Below are 21,610 nucleotides of genomic sequence, written 5' to 3' on the forward strand. Positions count from 1 at the left end.
TTTCCTATCGAGATGTGGGTAAAGGCAAGCCCTGAGGGGAGAGGGAGAAGGCCCAGACAAGCTCGGGCGGCGTTGGAGCACCCAAAACCGTTGGCTTGGCCTTGCGGGGTGGGTCTAGGGGCCGCCAATCCTTTCCTTGCCTTCTTCCCCCCGCCCGACTACAACCCCTAGTGATGCATGCTACTCGCCAGGCATCGCTGGCGGCCAGTGCGCACCCGGCACGGCCAGCGGCGCTTCACCGCAGGACTATCAGCCAGGACGCCCCCGATGAATCTCGACCTGCTGGCCTCATTGCTGACCGCCGTCGTGGTGCTGCTGATCGGTACGCTGGTCAACCGGAGCGTCGGCGTACTGTCGCGCTACAACATCCCCGACCCCGTCACCGGCGGACTGCTGTTCGCGATCGTGGCGTCGCTGGCGCTGGCGACAACAGGTTTCCGCGTGGTCATCGACCCCGGCATGAAGCCGGTGCTGCTGCTGATGTTCTTCGGCGGCGTCGGGCTGGGCGCCGACCTGCGCATGCTCAAGCGCGGCGGCAAGGCGCTGGTCATCTTCCTGATCATCCTGCTGCCTTATATCCTGGTGCAGAACGTGGTGGGCGTGGCCATGGCGAAGACGCTGGACCTGCACCCGATCTTCGGGCTGGTGAGCGGCTCCATCACGCTGGTCGGCGGCCACGGCACCGGCGCCGCATATGCCGAGCGCTTTGCCGAGGTCAACAACCTGCAGGCGGTGATGGACCTGTCGATGACCGTGGCCACCATCGGCCTGATCGTCGGCGGCATCATCGGCGGCCCGGTGGCGCAGTACCTGATCTCGCGCTACAAGCTGCGCTCGACCGCGCGCGAGGCCGGCGACACCGAGGAAGAAGCCGCCGCCATCTCGCCCATCACCACCGTCGGCGCGCTGGCGGCGCTGGCCGGCATGCTGGCCGCGGTGATCGGCGGGCGCTGGATCGCCGCGCAGATGCCCGCCGGCCCCATCACCATCCCGGGCTTCCTGTGGTGCATGATGCTCGGCATCGCCATCCGCAACCTGCTGCCCTTTATCGGGCTGCGCTTTGACGACCGCGCCACCGACCTGATCACCAATGTCTGCCTGTCGCTGTTCCTGGTGATGACCATGATGGCGCTGGACCTGGCCGAGGTGGCACTGTCCGCCGGGCCCTTCCTGCTGATCATCGCCATGCAGGTGGTGTTCATCATCCTCTACGTGGTGCTGGTGTGCTTCCGCTTCATGGGGCGCGACTACGAGGCGGCGGTGACCTCGGCCGCCTTTATCGGCTTCAACATGGGCTCGACCGCCACCGCCATGGCCAATATGCGCGCCATCACCTCCCGCTACGGGCCGGCGCCCACCAGCTACCTGATCACGCCGCTGGCCGGCGCGTTCTTCGTCGACCTGATGAATGCGTTCGTGCTGACCATGATGCTGGCGTTGCCGCTGATCGGAGGCTGACATGCGCCGCGCCTTCTTTGCCATCCTGTTCGCGCTGCTGGCTACGGCCTGGCTGGCAGGCTGCGGCGGCGGGCCGCCCGCCGAAGGCATCCGTACCGGCCTGAACGAGCGCCTGGCACAGGCGTTGCCGCCGGGCACGGTGGAGTTGGTCGGCATCGACCGGCGCGGTTCGCAGTCCGACACCAAGGCGCCGGCCGGCGAGACGCGCCGGGTGGTGTATTTCGATGCGGAGCTGAAGCTGCTGCGCGACTACGACTTCGGCGCCTGGGATTCGCCCGGCGTGGCGGGGCTGGTGTCCGCGCTCGGCTCAGGCCCGCGCGGCATCACCGGCATCACCAGCGGCGGCAACAAGGCGGGCGACATCATCCGCGCGCACGGCACCGCGCTGTACAAGCGCGAAGGGGAACGCTGGGTCAGCGTGCTGCCGGCCGGCTACCGCCCGGCCGAAGCCCCCGCCGTCGCCACCAATGCGCCGAGCGGCCCCGCAGCCATCCTCGACGCAATGCGCAAGGTGATCGAGTCCGTGCAGAAAGACGCCTCGCCGGCACAGCGCGCGATCATCGAGCAGGAGCTGACCACCGCGCACGCCAATATCCGCGCCCGGCTGGCGCGCGCCAACGAAGGCTATGCCATCGCCGCCGGCGCCGAACACGGCCAGTACCTGCGCTTTGCGCAGGCGCTGGTGGACGGTGTCAAGGTGCGCGCGATCCCGCTGGTGACGCGCGGCGGCGAGGAAAACCTGCGGCTGCTGCGTGCCGGCAAGGTCTCGGTGGCGCTGGCGCAGGCCGATGCCGCGCTGGAGGCCTACGAGGGCAAGGGCGTGTTCGCCGGCGACGGCCCGCATGCGTCGCTGCGCGCCGTGGGCAGCCTGTACCCGGAACCGGTCCATGTGCTGGTCCGGGGCGCCGATCCGGCCAGGTCGGTCTCCGACCTGCGCGGCAAGCGCATCGCCGTGGGCGAGCGCGGCTCCGCATCGCGCGTCACCGTGCTGCGCGTGCTGGCCGCGCATGGCCTGACAGACAAGGACTTCAAGGCCGAGGAGGTCGGGCTGGGCCCGGCGCTGGTGGCGCTGCGCCAGAACCAGGTCGACGCCGTGATGCAGGTGATCGGCGTGCCGTCCGACAGTATCCGCGAGGCCATCGGCGAAATGCCGCTGCGGCTGCTGCCGCTGGATGAGCGCGCGATCGCCGCGATGGTGGCGCAGAAGGCGGGGTATTTCCGCGCCACCATCGCGCCAGGCACCTATCCCGGCCTGCACGAGCCGGTGCGCAGCCTGGCCACGGCCGCCATCCTGGTAACCGGGCCGGACCTGTCGGATACCGAGGTGGCCGAACTCACCCGGCTGGTCTATGCGCACGGCCGCGACTTTGTCGCGCGCGGCAGCGCCCAGGGCGGGCAGATCAGCGTGGCCACCTCCCGCGAGGGGCTGGTGATCCCGCAGCACCTGGCGGCGGCAAAGGTGCTGGATGGGATGGCCCGCGGCGGTGCGGCTGCGCCGGCCACGCCGCCTGCTCCACCGCCGGCCTCGGGTGCGCGGGCGCGGTGACCCGCGGCACGCTCACGCCGCCGCGGCCAGTTCCTGCGCCAACCGGCAGCGCCGGTCCAGGAAATCGCTCGCATGCCCGTTGCTGCCGGCTGTCTTGTCGACCGGCTGGTCGACCACGACAAACCCCGTCCGGCCCTGCCGGTCACGCACATAGGTGACAAAGATGCCGCGGTCGGGCGGCGGCGCCGCGGCGCCGTCATTGGCCCCGTTGCGCACCAGCAGGAACGGATCGACCGTCAGCACAGGCGTGCTGGCCGGTACAAACTTCGCGCGTACCGGCTTGCCGTCGTGGCGCAGCGCGGTCCAGCCCGTGCCGATCGCGCCGCTGCCGCCATTGACGAGCGCCCGCGCAGCCGCGCTGATGCAATCGAGGTGGATGTGCAACTGGTCCTGGCTGCGCGAACTGCGGGAATTGATCGCCAGGCCCAGCATGTCGTCAGGCACCGCCTTGCCGAGCGCCTGGCCGACGATGCCGCGCGCCTCCCAGCCGAAGGCCCACGGGTTGGCGCCCGCGCCGTCCCACGCCTTGCCGTCTTCCACGCCGGTCACCGGGTGTGCCGGGATCACCAGGTAGTGCGACACGCCAATGGCGTCCTTGTACAGCACCAGCCCGCGCGACCGGTCCACCTGGGCGCAGTCCGGATGCGATGCCGGGGCGCTGGCCAGGCAACGCTGCTGCACGTTGCGCCACAAGCCGTCGCGCCCGCCCGACAGCGTGCCGATCACGCCCTCGGCGGTACAGCCCGGCAAGGCCAGGGCCGCCGCGAGCCACCACCACAACTGCATGCCGCGCAGCCTCAGCGCCGGCATGTCACTCCGTAGAAGGTGCCCGCGCGCGGGTTGGATACCACATAGGCGTTGCGCTGCGCCCAGAACTGCGCGGTGCGGAAGGCCTCGGCCTCACGCTCGCTCCATGCCGTCGCCAGCAACGGCGCGGCTTCAGCGTCGGTGGTCGGGTAGACGCGCGCCTGGTAGCGGGCGGTTTGCAGCTCGCCGGTGCGGATGGTGCGGATCGTGACGTGGAGCGGCATAGGCATCGTCTCGTCGTGGAGATTCTGAAATCTTATCCACAGTCGTGTGTTGGTTTGATGACCGACTGTACAGGTTCGCGGCCTCGGCCGCCCTCCCATCATCCCACCATTCCCTCGGGACGAGGCTGCCGGGCAACAATGAATTGACGGACAATCTGCAGCAATCTTGAACGCCGGGAGACAGCGATGCGGGCGCCAACCTATCGAAAGGTACTGATTCTCGTGTTTTCGCACCTGGCCGCACTGGCGGCCGGCTTCGCGGCCGGCATCTACGTGCTGCCGATCCTGACGGCACAGGCCGGCGCCAGCCCGGAACAAGTGCAGAAAGTGTCACAGCAGGCCCGCTATTCTGGCACCTTCCGCAAGGACCTGGCCGGCAGCGACGCCTTCCATTGGGCCAGCGGGCGCCTCCATGTCTCGCCGCAGGCCATCGCCTTCGAAGGCGAGGTGGCACCCGGGCCGGACTACCGCATCTACCTTGCGCCGGAATTCGTCGACACCGAGGCTGCTTTCCTCAGCCTGAAGGAGCGAGCGCTGCAGGTGGCAGAACTGAAGACCTTCGGCAACTTTACCGCGACGCTGCCCGCCGGCGTGGATCCGTCGCAATACAAGGCGGTAGTGATCTGGTGCGAGCGCTTCGGGCAGTTCATCAGCGCGGCGGCGTACCGGTAAGCGAAGCGGCAATGACCCCTCGCCAGGGCGGGAAGGAAAGGGAAAAAAGGACCGATCGAGGAACCGGCCCAACGAATCCCGCAATGCAAACCGCAGGCGTCGATATGAACATCACGCGCCCGCCCGTGCGCGTGTCGAGAACGTGCCGGGCGGGCGTCGGGCGGCTACGATCAGAAGCGGTGGCGCAGGCCGATGGTGGCGCCGGTCTGGTTCTCGCCGGCGACCACGGTGCCAACGCCGTTCAGGCCCAGCGCGGAGCCGGACTTGTTCTTGGCGTAGCCCACGTTCAGGTACACGTCGGTGCGCTTGGACAGCGAGTAATCGGCCGACAACACGAACATCCACGGATCCGCATCGCTGTTGCGCGTGTCGGTGTAGTACGCGGCGCCGGTCAGCTGGAACGCGGGCGTGAAGCGATACTGCGCGCCGGCCCAGTAGACGTTGCTGCGGGTGCTGGCGGCGGTGGCGCTGGAAACGCCGTCGTCGAGCAGCCAGCGGTAGCCGGCGAACACCTTGGCGTCGCCGAAGGCATAGGCGGTGCCCACCGCGGCGCGCTTGGCGGCGCGGTCCTGCAGCGCCACGGTGGCGCCCTGGAACTGGTCATAGGCGGCGCCGACCGAGAAGCCGCCGGCGGCATACGACAGCCCGCCGCCGAAACTCTTCGCGACCTTGAATTCGCCCGGCACTTCGCCGTTGTTGTCGCGGCCGAAGCTGTAGAACGCGGTGGCGGTCAGGCCGCCGAACTTGCCGGTGTACTTGATGGCGTTGTCGGCGCGGCCGTTGAAGGCCGAATCAACGCTGTTGAGCGAGTAGCGCGGGCCCACGCCCATCGGGTCGAAGGCGCCGAACAGGTCGTACAGCGCGTTCTGCTGGCGGCCCAGCGTGACGGCGCCGAAGCCGTTCTGCAGGCCGACGTAGGCCTGGCGGCCGAACAGGCGGTTGCCCTGGGCTGAGGTGCCGGTGTCGATGTCGAAGCCGCTCTCCAGCACGAAGATACCCTTCAGACCGCCGCCCAGGTCTTCGGTGCCGCGCAGGCCCCAGCGCGAACCGGACAGGTTGCCCGAGTTCATGCGCACGGCCGTACCCTCGGCGCCATTGCTGCCCGGCATGTTGTTAATCACTTCGACGCCGGCATCCACGATGCCATACAGCGTCACGTTCGACGCGGTCTGGGCCGACGCCACCCCGGATGCCGCCGAAGCGGCCACTGCTGCCGTCATTGCAAGGAGAGCTTTCTTCACTGTAGTTTCTCTGTATTCTGTTTGATTCATGACACTGCGCCGGACCCGTCCCGAGCCAGACCCGGCCAACCTGCTTAATCCGCTTATTCCGCTTATTCCGCTCAACTTGCTTAAAGCGACTAACCCGATCAACCCGGCAACGGCGCATCGTCCGCACGAGTGGCGGCCTGCGCATTGTGCTGGCGCAATATGAAAGCCTTGTGACGCATGCTTGGCAGCAAGATGTGCCGCATAGCTCTCGGATGGGGGTTTTCCCTGTGAGCAACGGGAACGATTTGGTAGGATGCAGGCTTTTCCGACGACGGTAATGCCAGTGCCCCGTGCCGCCATGTGCCTTTGCCTCGACAGCTTCGCGTCATGAGGCTGGCAGAGATCAAGACCCGGCTTGCCCCGCGGCTTGCCTCAATGCAGGCCTTGCTGCCTGCCTCCCTGAAGCAACGGCTGTCCTCTCTGGGCGCGCGCACCGCGCGCCTCGGGCTGACGCAGCCCGGTTCGCTGCGCCCGACCCGGCGCGGCGTGCTGGTGGGCGTGGCCGCCATCCCGGCGGCCCTCTTGCTCTATGTCCTTATCCTGGTCCCGTTCACGCCCGGCATCAGCGACATCCGCAAGGCCAAGTCCGAGCAGCCAGCGCAAGTCCTGTCCGCCGACGGCAAGGAGCTGGCCGTCTTCAAGTGGGCCAACCGCGACTGGGTGCCGCTGGCGCAGATCTCGCCCAATGTGTTGGCCGCGCTGATCTCCACCGAAGACCATCGCTTCTACCAGCACCACGGGCTGGACTGGCGCCGCATCGCCTCGGCCGCGGTGCATACCTTCACCGGCGACCGCCAGGGCGGCTCGACCATCACGCAGCAGCTCGCGCGCAACCTCTATCCCGATGAGATCGGGCGCGCGCCCACGCTGACGCGCAAGCTCAAGGAAGCGATCACCGCGCTGAAGATCGAGGCGCTCTATACCAAGGACGAGATCCTCGAGACCTATCTCAATACGGTGCCGTTCCTGTACAACGCGTTCGGCATCGAGATGGCCGCGCGCACGTACTTCGACAAGCCGGCCCGGTCGCTCGACGTGCTGCAGAGCGCCACCCTGATCGGCATGCTCAAGGGCAACAGCTACTACAACCCGGTGCTCAACCCCGAGCGCGCGCTGGACCGGCGCAATACCGTGCTGGGCCAGATGGTCAAGCGCGGCAAGCTCGATGCGGCCCGCTATGAACAGTTGAAGAAGCGCCCGCTGCGCATCGACTTCGAACGCCAGACCGAGCCGCCCGGCCCCGCGCCGCATTTCGCGCAGCAGCTGCGCAAGTGGCTGATCGGCTGGGCCGACCGCAACGGCTACGACATCTACGCCGACGGGCTGGTGGTGCGCACCACCATCGACGCACGGCTGCAGGCCATGGCCACGCAGGCCGTGGTGCAGCAGGGCAACCGGCTGCAGGCGGTCGCCAACGCGGCGTGGGCGCCGCGCGCGGGCTGGGCCGCCGACAAGGCGCTGGTGCAGGCCTTCGTGCGCGAAACACCGGAATACCGCGCCGCCACCGCCGCCGGGACCCCGCCTGAAGAGGTCATGAAGCACCTGCTCGCCGACGGCGCCTTCATGCGCGCGCTGCACCAGCAGAAGACGCGCATCCAGGCCGGCTTTATCGCCATCGACCCGCGCAACGGCGAGATCCGCGCCTGGGTTGGCAGCCGCGACTACACCCAGGACGCGTTCGACCACGTGCAGCAGGCGCGCCGCCAGCCGGGCTCGACCTTCAAGCCCTTTGTCTACGGCGCGGCCTTCGAAGAAGGCAAGTCGCCCGACGACACCCTGATGGACCAGCCGGTCGAGATCGAGCTGGCCGGCGGCGAAATCTGGCGCCCCACCGACGAGGGCCGTCCCACCGGCCGCGCCATGACGCTGCGCGACGGCCTGGTCTATTCGCGCAACACCATCACCGCGCAGCTGATGCAGCAGGTCGGGCCGGACCGCGTGGCGCGGCTCGCGCGCGAGATGGGCGTGCGCGAGAGCCAGCTCGACGTGGTGCCGTCGCTGGCGCTGGGCACCAGCCCGGTCACGCTCAAGGAGATGGTGGCCGCCTACGGCACCATCGCCAACGCCGGCGACTACATCGCGCCAACCATGGTGACGCGCATCGAAGACCGCAACGGCAACGTGCTGCAGACCTTCCGCCAGGCGCGCGCCGAACACGCGCTGCCCGCGGCCACCACGCAGACCCTGCTCGACGTGATGCGCGACGTGATCGACCGCGGCACCGGCGCCAGCATCCGTTCGCGCTTCGGCATCCGCGCCGACGTTGCCGGCAAGACCGGCACCACGCAGGACAACGCCGACGGCTGGTTCATCCTGATGCATCCGGAGCTGGTGGCAGGGGCCTGGGTCGGCTTCAACGACAGCCGCGTCACGCTGCGCAGCGACTACTGGGGCCAGGGCGCGCACAGCGCGCTGCCGATGGTGGGCGACTTCTACCAGCGCGCGCTGCGCGCCCGCATCGTCGACGGCCGCGCCCGCTTTGCCGAGCACGAGGAAACCAGCCTGCTTGCGTCGCTGGGCACGCAGGTGCGTGGCTGGTTCAGCCAGCTGTTCAGCCGCGACAAGCCGGCCGAAGCGCCGGCCCCGCGCCCGGCGCCGCGCCGGCAGGCGTTGCCGGCGCAGGAGGCTGAGGTTGCGCCGCCGGCGAGCGCGCCGGCGACTGCTTCGGCGCCAGGCGCGGAGATGAGCCCGGAGGAGTCCAGCCTGGCGCTGGACCGGGGGGAATCGGTGATCGCGGTGCCGCCGGGCGTGAGCGCCGGCAGTGCGCCCGCTGCGCCGATATCGCCGGCGGAACAACCGGCTCCTGCCGCGCCCGCCTATCCGGCTGCTCCGGTCAATCCGCCCGCTCCGGCCGCGCCGCCTGCGCCCGCCCCGCAGCCATCGGCACCCTCGTCTGCCGCACCGGTCTACCCCGTCGCGCCGGCAACCATCACCTCCGGGAACGGCAGCTACTGAGCACCGGCCACGGCCAGCCGCGCGGGCCGCTGCACCAGGCCGCTACACCAGCCCGATATCCCGTGCCCGCACGCCGGGAAACACCTGCGCCAGCCGCGCATCATCCAGCCCGTAGAGCCTGCGGAACACGCCGCCCAGCAAGGCGCGATATTCATTGCGCACCGGCCAGTCCCGGTTCTGGTTCAGCGTAGCCTGCTCCACCGCCACCTGCTCGCCCGCAATACGACCGCCGCGCACCGCGCCGCCGGTGACCCAGTACACCGTGCCATGCCCATGGTCCGTGCCGCGCGTGCCGTTCTCGCGGAAGGTGCGGCCGAACTCTGACAGCACCACCACCGTCGTCTTGTTCCACGCTGGGCCCATCTCCGCCCCAAAGGCCGACAGGCCGCGGCCAAGGTTGTCGAGCAGGCCGGCAAGCTGTCCCTGCGCGCCGCCCTGGTTGACGTGGGTATCCCAACCGCCCACGTCGATAAAGCCCAGGTTGAAGCGCTCACGCATCAGCCCCGCCATGCGGCGCGCCTCGACCTCGAAGCCGCGCGCACTGAGCGAGCGGCGGTTGGCGGCCTGCATTTCCTGCTGGCGCGACGCCATCGTGCCGGGATCGCCACCTGACATGGCGGGTTGCGCAGACCGGGCCTGGCGCGCGACCGTCTCGCGCAGCTCGAAGCCTTCATCGATCAGCGACTCGAAGCGCGTGCCTTGGTACATCTGCGCCAGCAGCTTCGACTGGCGCGCATCGAACGGCGTGCGGCCGCTGCCCTTGAGCGAGACATTGGGCACGTCGCGCGGGCCAGACAGCACCACCGGCAGGCCATCGGTGAACGCCACCGGTGCGGCCTGGCCGCCCATCGCCTGTGCCAGCCGGTTGAGGAAGCCGCTGCCGCGCAGGGACGCCACGTCCTTGCGATCCTCGCCCTCGCCCGGCAGTCCTGCCTCGATGCCGTCCTGGGTCTCGAAGTGGCTGCGCGACAGGTCGTGCGTGCCGGCGAACGGCACGAAGGCGAGCTGGCCGCGCTGCCACAGCGGCAGCATGGTCGGGGCCAGCGCCGGGTGCAGCGCCCAGTCGCCAATGCCGCGCGCGGCGCTGTCGGCGGCAAAGGCGGGCGCCAGTGCCACGGCCGCGTTGGGGTCGGCGTCCGCGCCTGTCACCGGTTTCCGGATGGCAATGTTGGGCCGGGATGCATAGTAAAACTCGCTGCCGGCCGGCACCAGCACGCTGGCGGCGTCATAGCCGCCGCGCAGAAATACCAGCAGGAAGCGCGCATCGGCCTGCGCCGGCAGCGCATAGACCCGCGAGGCGATGGCGGGCAGCGCCAGCCCGAGCGTGGCGGCGCCCATCGTCTTCAGCCATTGTCGGCGTTGCATGGTTCGCTCCTTTGTCCCTCAGCGCTGCATCCATTCCGGCGAGCCGAGCAGCACGGTGTTCCATTCGGCCTGCGATTCGGCCTGTGCCAGCGCGGCGCGCGTGGCGGGGCCGAGCGTGGCTTCGATGGTGTCGTAGTACAGCTTGTTGCCGATCATCGGGAAGCGCGCGCCGCGCGGCTTGCCCGCATCGCCGGCGAAGAGACCAGCCGGCCCCGAGCCGATCGCACGCGCGATCTCGAAGCGCCGCACCATCTGCCCCGAGCTGGCCCACGCGCTCTCCGCCGACGGATAGCCGTCAGGCGTGACGTGGCCGTACAGCGGCTCGCCGAGCTGGTTCAGCCAGTTCAGCACCGGGCGCAGGTTGGTAACGGGGCGGCCGTCATAGGCGAGGCGCATCGACGACACCACGTAGACCATCGGGTCCTTGAACTTGCGCGCGGGCGAGGCCAGCAGCCGGTCCAGCTCAGGCGCCAGGAACAGCGTACGCAGCACCTGCGCGATATCGCCGTCGCTGCGCGTGAACGTCTGCGCCATGCGCTCGACCAGTGCCGGCGGCGGGTTGTCGGCGATAAAGTAGGTGGCCAGCTTGGCGCTGATAAAGCGCGCCGTGGCCGGCTCGCGCGCCAGGATCGACACGGCGCGCTCCACCTCGGCGAAGCCGGCGGGCTCGATGCGCTGGCCCAGCAGCGTCTTCACGCCGAAGTCATGCCGGCCCGGATGGAACTCGAACACGCCTTCGCTGCGATACAGCGCCGCGCGCGCCGGGGCCAGCCGCGGCGGTGGCGTGCCGCGCAGGTTGACGCCCACGCCAGTCAGCACGCGCGCCAGCTCCTGCACGTCCTGCTGAGTGTAGCGTGACCCGCTGGGGCCGCCCGATACGCCCAGCGTATGCAGTTCCATCAGCTCGCGCGCGTAGTTCTCGTTGATGCGGTTGGCGCTGCTCTGGGCGTTGTCCAGGTAGAGCAGCATCGCCGGCGCGGTGACGGTGGCCATCAGCAGGTCGCGGAAGCGGCCCAGCGCGTGCGGGCGGATCGCGCGTTCCTCGTAGTCGGGCAGCAGCAGCCGCACCTGGCCCTTGCCCGCGTAGACGTTGAAATGGTTCATCCAGAACCACGTCATCTGCTCGCGCAGCTGCGCCGGCGAATACAGCGCGCGCAGCAGGTGGCGCCGCGCGGTATCGGCCACCAGCTCGCGGCCCTGCGCGTTCAGTGCCTGGCGGGCTTGTTGTTTGCTGTCGTCGGGCAGCGCGTCGATGCGCTCGCGGGCCTCGCGCGCAGCCTTGAGTTGCGCGGCGGCATCGGCCTGCAGGCCGGGCAGTGCGGCAATGGCCGTTGCCAGTTCCGGCGGATCGGCCAGCGGCAGTGCCAGTTGCCGGTCGAGATAACCCTTGCGGCCGAGCTGGCGCAGTTCGGCCAGGCTGGTCTGGTCGGCGCCGTAGGTGACGGTGTTGAGCCAGTGCAGGTCCGCGGTGCTGTCGGTGGCACCGGCCGGCAGCTGCGCGCAGGCGCCCAGGCACGCGGCCAGGGCCAGCGCCGCGGCGGCGCGCCAGGCCGCGTACCTCGCATCCAGCCAGCCGGCCGTGCCGGGTTGTTTCGCATGCTGCACTGCATCCATGCCCGCTCCTTCGCTGTATCGCCTATGACGATGTTACGTGGCAAGCGCGTTTCCGTTGACCCGTAAGTGTGGGGGGAGTGTTACCAATGCTTCCAGCGGGCGATTGCCGGAATTGCCAAGACAGCGGCGGCGCGGCTGGCTAGCCTTGCGCTTTGCCATCCCGATCGCGCCCCTTGGGCGGAAATGCCTGCTGTCATGTCGCGCCCCCTCCCCGCCACCGCCTGGCTCCCGAGCCTCGCCTTCGTCCTGGTCTGGTCCACCGGCTTTATCGTCGGCAAGGCCATCGTGCCGCTGGCCGATACCAGCCTGTTCCTGCTGGCGCGCTTTGCCGTGGCGGGGCTGATGTTCGTCGGGTGGTCGCTGGCCGCGGGCGCGGCGTGGCCGCCGCTGCGCGAGGCGCCGCGCCACCTGCTGGCCGGTGCGCTGATGCAGGGCATCTACCTGTGCGCCGGCTACGGCGCCGTGGCGCAAGGGCTGCCGCCGGCGATCATGGCGCTGCTGGGCGCGCTGCAGCCCCTGCTGACCGCGCTGCTTGCCATCCCCCTGCTCAAGGAGCTACCTTCCAGGCGGACGTGGCAAGGCCTGGCGCTCGGTGCGCTGGGCGTCGCGCTGGTGGTCGCCCCGGCGATGCAGGTCGGTTCTCAGCCGGTCTCGCCGTGGATCGTGCTGCTGGGCGTGCTGGCCATCGTCTCGATCACCATGGGAACCCTCTTGCAGAAATCCGCCATCGCCGCCTGTGACCTGCGCGCCAGTTCGGCGTGGCAGAACCTTGGCGCCATGCTGGTCGCCGGCGTCATGGTGGCGATCCAGGCCGCTGACGCACCACTGCACTGGCACGGCAGCGCGACACTGTGGGCCACGCTGGCCTGGGCTGCGCTTGGCCTGTCCGGTGCCGGCACCTGGCTGCTGGTCAGCCTGGTGCGGCGCGGCCAGGCCGCCAACGCCGCCGCGCTGATGTTCCTGGCGCCGCCGCTGGCCGCGCTGCAGGCGTGGCTGCTGTTCGGCGAGCGGCTCGACGCGGTGCAGGGGCTCGGCATGGCGGTGGCCGGGGCAGGCGTCTGGCTGTGCCAGACCCGGGGCAGGTTGCGGCATGCCGAAGCGCGCTGAACCCTCCTCGCACGCGTCCCCGCTGGTCGAGCACCGGCGCTACCGCCCGCAACCGGACGGCCACCAGCACGGCTACCACCAGTTGCTGTTCGGCCTGGCCGGCGCCACCGAGCTGGAGATCGACGGCCACGTCTACCGCGTGGACGACCGCACCGGCCTGATCGTGCCGGCCGGCAGTCATCATGAATTTCTGGGCTTCGACGGCAACCTGCAGCTGGTGGCGGACTTCCCCGCGCACTCGGTGGCGCTGCCGGCGCGGCTGATGGCGCGCTCGCGCACGTTCTCGCTGGACGGCGCCTTCGGCAGCCGGGTGCGCGCGCTGGCGGCATGGCGCGCCGCGGCCGCGGCGCGCGGCCCGCAGACTGACTGGCAACTCGCCGCCACGCTGGCGGCGGCGCTGGCCGATTGCCTGGGCATGCCGGGCGACCAGGACCTGTTCCCACTGATGGCGGTGGACGCCTACCTGCGCGCCAACCTGGCCTCCACACTGCACGTGGCGGAAGTGGCCGGGCATTTCGGCTGGAGCGTGCGGCGCTTCCAGACGCTCTTTGCCGAGGCCTTCGGCGATACACCGCATCGCTACCAGACCCGCCTGCGGCTGGACCGGGCGGTGCAGCTGCTGTCGCAGACCACGCTGCCGCTGGCGGAGATCGCGCTGGCCTCGGGCTATCCGGACCAGACCACCTTCACGCGCAGCTTTACGCGGCGCTTCGGGCAACCGCCCGGGGCATGGCGCGAGGCAGCGTCACGGGATCGCCGGGGCTGAACACACAGCGCTCAGTCGGTGGTGCTGGGGCTCCGGAATGCCTGGCTGACGATGATCGAGCCCTGCTCAGCGAGCAATCTTTTCTGAATTTCGGAATGAATTCAGCAACAAATGCCCCCGCAATCTTATTAATCTGCCCGCTATTTTCCGTTTGCGGCACGCGGTCCGTCAGCAATGTCCGATCGGGCGAGGCTGCGTTGGCGTGCGCCGATTGCGCGATGTGCCGATTAGACTGCTCGCGGCAGCTACCCCTGTAAACGCGAAAATGACCTGCTCCCGCCGACCCCACAAGGGCCGGCGCGGCCATTCTGATCACACGGAGACAACGAGACATGAGTGCAAGCGCAGAGCATCTGCAACGCGGCCTGGGCGAACGGCATATCCGGCTGATGGCGCTGGGTTCGGCCATCGGCGTGGGCCTGTTCCTTGGCGCGGGCAACGCCATCAAGATGGCCGGGCCCTCCATCATGCTGGGCTACCTGATCGGCGGCGCGGTGATCTTCCTGATCATGCGCGCGCTGGGCGAGATGGCCGTGCAGAACCCGGTGGCCGGCTCGTTCTGCCGCTACGCGCAGGACCACATAGGCCCTCTGGCGGGCTACCTGACCGGCTGGAACTACTGGTTCCTGTGGCTGGTGACGTGCGTGGCGGAAATCACCGCCGTGGCCATCTACATGGGCATATGGTTCCCCGACGTGCCGCGCTGGATCTGGGCGCTGGCCGCGCTGGCGGCGATGGGCTCGGTCAACCTGATGGCGGTCAAGGCCTATGGCGAGTTCGAGTTCTGGTTCGCCATGATCAAGATCGTCACCATCGTGCTGATGCTGATCGGCGGCGGCGCCATGATCGTGTTCGGCTTTGGCAACGGCGGTGTCGCCACCGGCATCGCCAACCTGTGGCAGCACGGCGGCTTCATGCCCAACGGCGCCTCGGGCGTGCTGATGTCGCTGCAGATGGTGATGTTCGCCTACCTCGGCGTGGAGATGATCGGCCTGACCGCCGGCGAGGCGCGCAACCCGAAGAAGTCGATTCCGGACGCAATCAACTCGGTGTTCTGGCGCATCCTGATCTTCTACGTGGGCGCGCTGTTCGTGATCCTGTCGCTGTACCCGTGGAACGAGATCGGCGCCCAGGGCAGCCCGTTCGTGCTGACCTTCGAGCGGCTGGGCATCAAGACCGCCGCCGGCATCATCAACTTCGTGGTGCTGACCGCGGCGCTGTCGTCGTGCAACGGCGGCATCTTCAGCACCGGGCGCATGCTGTACAACCTGGCGCAGCAGGGTCAGGCGCCGGCCGCCTTTGCCAGGGTCGACCGCAACGGCGTGCCGCGCCGTGCGCTGCTGGTGTCGATCGCCGCGCTGCTGTGCGGCGTGCTGCTCAACTACCTGGTGCCGGAGAAGGTCTTCGTCTGGGTGACGGCGATTTCCACCTTCGGCGCGGTCTGGACCTGGGCCATCATCCTGGTCACGCAGATCAACTTCCGCCGCAGCCTGGCGCCGGCCGAGCGCAAGGCGCTGGCCTTCCGCATGCCGTTCTGGCCATATGGCTCTTACATCGCGCTGGCCTTCCTGGCGCTGGTGGTGGCGCTGATGGCCTATTTCCCGGACACCCGCGTGGCGCTGTACGTGGGCCCGGGCTGGCTGGTCCTGCTGACGGTGTGCTACTACGCGCTGGACATGCGTTCGCGCGGTCCGGTCAGCTACAGCGCCTGACCTGGCTGTAGCCAGCGGGGTGCGCCGGCCGGCGCGCCTCGCTACAATGGCCCCCGGGCAATCCAACGCCAGGGGGCCGAATGTCCGAGACCACCGAGATTGCGAGCCGCGCGGCCGCTGCGCCGCTGCGCAACAGCGCCGCCGATGCTGAGGCCCGCGCCATCGCGGTTGCCGATACAGTCGCGCGCACTGCCGTCGAGCAGGCCGACCATGCCATGCGCCACTGGACCGACCCCACTCCGGGGCCGGTGCGCATCGGCTCCGCACAGCACCTGCAGATGTTCTGCCATATGCTGCAGCAGACCCACAACCCCTACAAACCCGCCGTCATCGACTGGCCGGGGTGGCGCCGCCCGCTGTTCGCGCTGAAGGTGGCGCGGGTGTGGGCCTTCCTGATCCGGGAGCGCATCGGCATCGCGCGCGGCATCGATGCCGACGGCGCGGCGCAGGACGCCAACTTCACCATGAACGGCTCGGCGGCGCTGGGCGAGGCGCTGACGCCGGGCGCGATGATCGACCTGTGCCTGGTGGAGAACGAGCGGCGCATGGCCGGCTACGACGCGCGCCTGCTGCGGCCGGAAACCGTACCACGGCTGGCCCGCCTGGCGCGGCGCTTCGTCAAGTAAGCGCGAGCCATGCGCATGGCTTTTGCGTTGTCGCTGCTGTCGCTGGCGGTCTGGCTGGCGCTGCTCTTTGCCCGCGCCGGCTTCTGGCGGGTGCGCAAGCCGCATGCCGCGCCGGACCCGGCGCATTGGCCTGAAGTCGTCGCCATCGTCCCCGCGCGCAACGAGGCCGAGGTGATCGGCCGCGCCGTGGCGGGCGTGCTGGGCCAGCGCTACCCGGGCCGGGTTTCGCTGGTAGTGGTGGACGACCACAGCCACGACGGCACCGCCGATATGGCGCGCACCGCAGCCGCGGCCACGGCTCGCCCGCAGGCGCTGGCAGTCATCGGCGCGAGCGAGCTGCCGGCCGGCTGGAGTGGCAAGGTGTGGGCCCAGTCCGAGGGGCTGGCCGAAGCCGACCGGCTCGCGCCGCAGGCGCGCTACGTCTGGCTCACCGATGCCGATATCTGGCACGGACCCGGCGTGCTGGCCGCGCTGGTCGCGCGCGCGGAGCACGAGCGGCGCGACCTGGTTTCGCTGATGGTGCGGCTGCGCTGCGAGTCGGCCTGGGAACGGCTGATCGTGCCGGCCTTCGTGTTCTTCTTCGCCAAGCTCTACCCGTTTGCCCGCGTGCGCGACCCGCGCAGCCGCGTGGCCGCCGCGGCCGGCGGCTGCATGCTGGCCAGCCGCGCGGCGCTGGCGCGCATCGGCGGCTTTGCCGCGATCCGCGGCGAACTGATCGACGACTGCAGCCTGGCCGCGCGCATCAAGCCCGGCGGCGCGATCCGGCTGGACCTGGCGGACGACAGCCATTCATTGCGCCCCTATAACGACTGGCGCAGCCTGTGGGACATGATCGCGCGCAGTGCTTATACGCAGTTGCGCTACTCGCCGCTGCTGCTGGCGGGGGCTGGGGCGGGGATGGTGATTACCTACTTGCTTCCGCCCGTGCTGGCGCTGGCGGGGGGCGGGCAGTTCTGGCCGGCGTGGCTGGCGTGGGGTGCGATGGCGTGCGCCTACCTGCCGATGCTGCGCGAATACCGGCAGCCGGCGTGGCTGGCACCGCTGCTGCCGGTGACGGCGCTGTTCTATCTCGGGGCGACGATCGATTCGGCGCGGCGCTACTGGTTGCGGCGGGGTGGGCAGTGGAAAGGGCGGGCGCAGGCGCCGGTGCGGCCCTGAGGTTTGTGGTTCAGGGCCGCACCGTTACTTGCCAAGATACCCCTGCGCCCGGAACCACTCCAACGCATCCCGCAACCCATCCCGATACGGCCGCGGCACATACCCCAACTCCCGTCGCGCCTTCTCCGACGTAAAGAACATCCGGTACTTCGACATATTGAGCCCGTCCACCGTGATAAACGGCTCCTTGCCGGAAAACCGCGCCACCGCCTCCGCCGCATGCGCCAGCGGGTACAGCGGCCAGCGCGGCAGTTGCATGGTCGGCGCCCGCCGCCCGCACAACCCCGCGATATCGCGCAGCATCTGCTGCAGCATCACGTCCTCGCCGCCCAGGATGTAGCGTTCGCCGGTGCGCCCGCGCTCCAGCGCCAGGAAATGGCCCTCGGCCACGTCATCCACATGCGCCAGGTTCAGCCCGGTATCGACAAAGGCCGGGATCTTGCCGCTGGCCGCCTCGAGGATGATGCGCCCGGTCGGCGTGGGCCGCACGTCGCGCGGGCCGATCGGGGTGGACGGGTTGACGATGACCGCCGGCAGGCCGCGCTCGGCCACGAGCTTCTCCACCACGCGCTCGGCCAGCACCTTGCTGCGCTTGTACGCGCCGATGGCCTCGTGCGGGGTCAACGGCGCGGTTTCATCCACCGGCCCCTGGGCGCCGGCCACACGCAAGGTGGCCACGCTGCTGGTGTAGACCACGCGCTCCACGCCGGCCTGCTGCGCGGCCTCCATCACGGCCAGCGTGCCGTCGACGTTGGTGCGCACGATGGCCTCGGGGTCCGGGGCCCATAGCCGGTAATCGGCCGCGACATGGAACAGGTAGCGCATGCCGCGCAGCGCGGCGGCCATCGCGGCCGGGTCGCGCATGTCGCCTTCCGCCACCTCTACCGGCAAACCGGCCAGGTTGGTGCGCGGGCTTTGCGGGCGCACCAGCACCCGCACCCGGAAACCGCGCGCCAGCGCCTGGCGCATCACAGCCGAGCCGAGAAAACCCGAGGCTCCTGTCACCAGCACGTCATCGTTTATCGCCATAAAGCCGTTTTCCCGGTGAGATGAATGCGCCGCAATCCTGCCCGGGAATCGCCAGCCAATCGCCAACGAACCACCCGGAAGCCGCCCGCAGGGCCGCAGCGCTGCCAGACAAAGCCGGCGTGTCGGGTATATAGTAACCACCGTGCGGTGGAAATGTGATCTGCGGTGGATCTGCGTGCATCTCCATCCCGCCGTCCCATACATGAAACCCGTTGCAAAGAGTTGGGGGTCTTCTCTATGCAGGTGATTCTTGCTCAGCCCCGGGGCTTTTGTGCCGGCGTGGTGCGCGCGATCGAAATCGTCGACCGCGCCCTCGTCAAGCACGGCGCCCCGGTGTTCGTGCGGCATGAGATCGTGCACAACAAGCATGTGGTAGAGGGGTTGAAGGAAAAAGGCGCGCGCTTTGTCGAAGAACTGGACGAGGTGCCCGCCGGCGCGGTGACGATCTTCAGCGCGCACGGCGTGTCGCGCCAGGTGGTCGCCGAAGCCAGCCAGCGCGAGTTGCATGCGATCGACGCCACCTGCCCGTTGGTAATCAAGGTCCACACCCAGGGCCGCCAGTACGCCGCCAGCGGCCGCACGGTGATCCTGATCGGCCATGCCGGCCACCCCGAGGTGGAAGGCACCATGGGCCAGATCCCCGGCAAGGTGATCCTGGTGCAGAACGAGGCCGAGGTCGAGCAGCTCGACCTGCCCGCAGACGCGCCGGTTGCCTATGTCACCCAGACCACGCTGAGCGTGGACGACACCCGCAATATCATCGCCGCCCTCGGGCGCCGCTTCAGCGACCTGGTCGGCCCGGACACGCGCGATATCTGCTACGCCACGCAGAACCGCCAGAGCGCGGTGCGCGACCTGTGCAAGCTGGCCGACGTGATCCTGGTGATCGGCGCGACCAACAGCTCCAACTCCAACCGCCTGCGCGAAATCGGCACCGAAAGCGGCGTGCCCAGCTACCTGATCGCCGACGGCAGCGAACTCGATCCCGCCTGGGTGCGCGCCGCCAACGTGGTCGGCATCACCGCTGGCGCCTCCGCGCCCGAAGAAATGGTCGAGGACGTGATTGCCGCGCTGCGCCGGCTGGGCCCGGTGGACGTCACCACCATGGCCGGGCGCGAAGAACACGCCGAATTCCGCCTGCCGGCCGAGCTGGCCGACGTCAAGCCGTCATCGGCCCCGCGCAAACCCGGGAAGGGCGCTGCCACGGCAGAGACCGCCGCCGCGCCCGCGCCCGCCAGCGAGAACATCGCCGGCTGAACCCAACCTGAGGAAGCTGCCTTGGCCATCCCGCTCCTGCAGGTCGCCCGCGTGGGCGCCTACATCGTCGGCAAGCATCTGTCGCGGCAGAAACGCTACCCGCTCGCGCTGATGCTCGAACCGCTGTTCCGCTGCAACCTGGCGTGCTCGGGCTGCGGCAAGATCGACTATCCCGATCCCATCCTGAACCAGCGCCTGTCGGTGCAGGAATGCCTGGACGCGGTCGACGAGTGCGGTGCGCCGGTGGTGTCGATCGCCGGCGGCGAACCGCTGCTGCACAAGGACATGCCGGAGATCGTGCGCGGCATCATGGCACGGCGCAAGTTCGTCTACCTGTGCACCAATGCCCTGCTGATGGAAAAGAAGCTGGACCAGTACGAGCCCAGCCCCTATTTCATCTGGTCGGTGCACCTGGACGGCGACCGCGAGATGCATGACCGCTCGGTCTGCCAGGAAGGCGTGTACGACCGCTGCGTCGAAGCGATCCGGCTGGCCAAGCAACGAGGCTTCCGCGTCAATATCAACTGCACGCTGTTCAACGATGCCCAGCCCGAGCGCGTGGCGAAGTTCTTCGACTCGGTCAAGGCGCTGGGCGTGGACGGCATCACGGTGTCGCCGGGCTATGCCTATGAGCGCGCGCCGGACCAGCAGCACTTCCTGAACCGCGGCAAGACCCGCCAGCTGTTTCGCGACATCCTCAGCCGCGGCCGCAGCGGCAAGAACTGGGCCTTCAGCCAGTCCACGCTGTTCCTGGACTTCCTGGCTGGCAACCAGACCTACCACTGCACGCCGTGGGGCAACCCCGCACGCACGGTGTTCGGCTGGCAGCGCCCCTGCTACCTGGTGGGCGAAGGCTACGCCGCCTCCTTCCGTGAGCTGATGGATGAGACCGACTGGGACGCCTACGGCACCGGCAACTACGAGAAGTGCGCCGACTGCATGGTGCACAGCGGCTATGAGGCCACTGCGGTCGCCGACACCTTTGCCCATCCGCTCAAGGCGCTGGGAGTGAGCCTGCGCGGCGTGCGCACGAACGGGCCGATGGCGCCAGATATTGCGCTGGACAAACAGCGGCCGGCGGAATACGTGTTCTCGCGCCACGTCGAGATCAAGCTGGAGCAGATCCAGCGCGCGAAGCCGCCCGCGAACCGCAACCGGGGGGCCAAGGCCAACGCCGCCGTCACCCACTGAAGGCAACTGCCGATGGCCGCGGCGTACACGCGGCGGACGTAAAACCTCTTCCTCCAGGCACCCTCCTTCGACGGCTTCGACGGCGGTGCCGGCTCGCGCTACCAGGCCAGGCGCGAGATCAAGTCACCGGGCCCGCGGCGCCACGAAGTGTTGGCAGCGCCCCGCGCTCAGGTGTCAGGCCTGGCGCGCGTTGTGAGTGGTCAGGTACTTGACCAGCCCCTCCACCCCGCTGCGCGCGACGATATCCGCAAACTGCTTCCGGTAAACCTCGATCAGCCACGCCCCCATCATATTGATGTCATAGATCTTCCAGCCGTTGGCGGTGCGCTGCAGCCGGTAGTCGATCTGCATCTCGTCAACCCTGTTGATCACGCGCGTCTGTACCACCACGTCGGTCGCGCCGCTGGCGGCCTTGACCGGCTGGTAGCGGAACTTGACGTTCTGCTCGCGCAGTTGCGCCAGCGACACCGCGTAGCTGCGCACCAATAGCACCTCGAACTGCTCGTAGAGCTGCTTCTGCTGTTCAGGCGTGGCCGTGCGCCAGGCGCTGCCCACCGCCAGCCGCGTGGTGCGCTGGAAATCCGTATAGGGCAGGAACTGCTTCTGCACGACCGTGGTGATCTTGTCGAGGTCGCCGGCGCGGGTGTCGGGGTTGGACTGGATGGTGCCGATCACACCCTCCACCGCGGCCTGGACCAGCCGCTCGGGGCTGGCGCGCAGGTCGCCGGGCTGGACGGCCTGGGCGTGCACCGTGCAAACCATGGCCACCGCCGCGAGCGGCGCCAGGGGAAACAATGCGTGAATCTTCATGGACGTGAGTGCCGGAAAAGACAGTGGGGGCAGCGTCGTCGC

18 protein-coding genes are annotated in these 21,610 nt (G+C 69.1%); 11 read left to right on the plus strand and 7 right to left on the minus strand.

Going from position 1 to position 21,610, the window contains the following annotated elements:
• Positions 1–267: 267 nt before the first annotated feature.
• Together gltS and AC10V3_RS32195 are read left to right on the plus strand one after the other, a co-directional pair.
• Positions 268–1,458: a sodium/glutamate symporter gene (gene gltS, locus AC10V3_RS32190; protein ID WP_022539454.1), complete on the plus strand. Its 1,191-nt coding sequence runs from the start codon at positions 268–270 to the stop codon at positions 1,456–1,458.
• A 1-nt stretch (position 1,459) separates the two neighbouring features.
• Positions 1,460–3,004, plus strand: coding sequence for a TAXI family TRAP transporter solute-binding subunit (locus tag AC10V3_RS32195; RefSeq protein ID WP_022539455.1), 1,545 nt, complete (start codon positions 1,460–1,462; stop codon positions 3,002–3,004).
• 12 nt (positions 3,005–3,016) lie between these two features.
• Here the strand turns inward: AC10V3_RS32195 and AC10V3_RS32200 are convergent, their stop codons facing one another.
• Entirely contained in the window at positions 3,017–3,814 is a 798-nt protein-coding gene (locus AC10V3_RS32200) for a CDP-diacylglycerol diphosphatase (protein ID WP_022539456.1), read from the minus strand.
• The gene (locus AC10V3_RS32205) at positions 3,802–4,035 is read right to left on the minus strand and encodes a hypothetical protein (RefSeq protein WP_022539457.1); all 234 of its coding nucleotides are present in this window, start codon (positions 4,033–4,035) and stop codon (positions 3,802–3,804) included. Before AC10V3_RS32205 ends, AC10V3_RS32200 begins: the two co-directional genes overlap by 13 nt.
• Before the next feature lie 186 nt (positions 4,036–4,221).
• On the opposite strand from AC10V3_RS32205, the gene AC10V3_RS32210 reads away from it, so the two are divergent.
• Positions 4,222–4,707: a DM13 domain-containing protein gene (locus AC10V3_RS32210; RefSeq protein ID WP_022539458.1), complete on the plus strand. Its 486-nt coding sequence runs from the start codon at positions 4,222–4,224 to the stop codon at positions 4,705–4,707.
• Positions 4,708–4,877: 170 nt separating this feature from the next.
• Here the strand turns inward: AC10V3_RS32210 and AC10V3_RS32215 are convergent, their stop codons facing one another.
• A complete protein-coding gene (locus AC10V3_RS32215; RefSeq protein WP_022539459.1) occupies positions 4,878–5,948 on the minus strand; it encodes a porin in 1,071 nt (356 codons plus the stop codon).
• Positions 5,949–6,305: 357 nt separating this feature from the next.
• Here AC10V3_RS32215 and AC10V3_RS32220 point away from each other — a divergent pair, with 357 nt between their 5' ends.
• Positions 6,306–8,933, plus strand: coding sequence for a penicillin-binding protein 1A (locus AC10V3_RS32220; protein WP_022539460.1), 2,628 nt, complete (start codon positions 6,306–6,308; stop codon positions 8,931–8,933).
• A gap of 42 nt (positions 8,934–8,975) precedes the next feature.
• On the opposite strand, the gene AC10V3_RS32225 is transcribed toward AC10V3_RS32220, so the two are convergent.
• Positions 8,976–10,298, minus strand: coding sequence for a DUF1501 domain-containing protein (locus AC10V3_RS32225; protein ID WP_022539461.1), 1,323 nt, complete (start codon positions 10,296–10,298; stop codon positions 8,976–8,978).
• An 18-nt stretch (positions 10,299–10,316) separates the two neighbouring features.
• Positions 10,317–11,912, minus strand: coding sequence for a DUF1800 domain-containing protein (locus AC10V3_RS32230; protein WP_022539462.1), 1,596 nt, complete (start codon positions 11,910–11,912; stop codon positions 10,317–10,319).
• A 195-nt stretch (positions 11,913–12,107) separates the two neighbouring features.
• Here AC10V3_RS32230 and AC10V3_RS32235 point away from each other — a divergent pair, with 195 nt between their 5' ends.
• From AC10V3_RS32235 to AC10V3_RS32255, 5 genes are all read left to right on the plus strand, one after another.
• Entirely contained in the window at positions 12,108–13,019 is a 912-nt protein-coding gene (locus AC10V3_RS32235) for a DMT family transporter (protein ID WP_022539463.1), read from the plus strand.
• The gene (locus tag AC10V3_RS32240; RefSeq protein WP_022539464.1) at positions 13,003–13,785 is read left to right on the plus strand and encodes an AraC family transcriptional regulator; all 783 of its coding nucleotides are present in this window, start codon (positions 13,003–13,005) and stop codon (positions 13,783–13,785) included. The genes AC10V3_RS32235 and AC10V3_RS32240 overlap by 17 nt, the downstream gene beginning before the upstream one ends.
• Before the next feature lie 332 nt (positions 13,786–14,117).
• A complete protein-coding gene (locus tag AC10V3_RS32245) occupies positions 14,118–15,497 on the plus strand; it encodes an amino acid permease (RefSeq protein ID WP_022539465.1) in 1,380 nt (459 codons plus the stop codon).
• Positions 15,498–15,712: 215 nt separating this feature from the next.
• Positions 15,713–16,123: a hypothetical protein gene (locus tag AC10V3_RS32250; RefSeq protein WP_349608723.1), complete on the plus strand. Its 411-nt coding sequence runs from the start codon at positions 15,713–15,715 to the stop codon at positions 16,121–16,123.
• Positions 16,124–16,132: 9 nt separating this feature from the next.
• Positions 16,133–17,281, plus strand: a complete 1,149-nt coding sequence (locus AC10V3_RS32255; protein ID WP_022539467.1) for a glycosyltransferase — start codon at positions 16,133–16,135, stop codon at positions 17,279–17,281.
• Between the two features lie 24 nt (positions 17,282–17,305).
• Here the strand turns inward: AC10V3_RS32255 and hpnA are convergent, their stop codons facing one another.
• Positions 17,306–18,310 carry a hopanoid-associated sugar epimerase gene (gene hpnA, locus AC10V3_RS32260; RefSeq protein ID WP_022539468.1) on the minus strand — a complete coding sequence of 335 codons (1,005 nt, stop codon included), beginning with the start codon at positions 18,308–18,310 and terminating at the stop codon, positions 17,306–17,308.
• A 237-nt stretch (positions 18,311–18,547) separates the two neighbouring features.
• Between hpnA and ispH the strand changes: the two genes are divergently transcribed.
• Positions 18,548–19,567, plus strand: coding sequence for a 4-hydroxy-3-methylbut-2-enyl diphosphate reductase (ispH, locus tag AC10V3_RS32265; RefSeq protein ID WP_022539469.1), 1,020 nt, complete (start codon positions 18,548–18,550; stop codon positions 19,565–19,567).
• Positions 19,568–19,588: 21 nt separating this feature from the next.
• Positions 19,589–20,758 carry an adenosyl-hopene transferase HpnH gene (hpnH, locus tag AC10V3_RS32270; protein ID WP_022539470.1) on the plus strand — a complete coding sequence of 390 codons (1,170 nt, stop codon included), beginning with the start codon at positions 19,589–19,591 and terminating at the stop codon, positions 20,756–20,758.
• Positions 20,759–20,932: 174 nt separating this feature from the next.
• On the opposite strand, the gene AC10V3_RS32275 is transcribed toward hpnH, so the two are convergent.
• Positions 20,933–21,568, minus strand: a complete 636-nt coding sequence (locus tag AC10V3_RS32275) for an MlaC/ttg2D family ABC transporter substrate-binding protein (RefSeq protein WP_022539471.1) — start codon at positions 21,566–21,568, stop codon at positions 20,933–20,935.
• Positions 21,569–21,610 lie beyond the last annotated feature (42 nt).

The organism is Cupriavidus sp. PB-02, assembly GCF_058252315.1.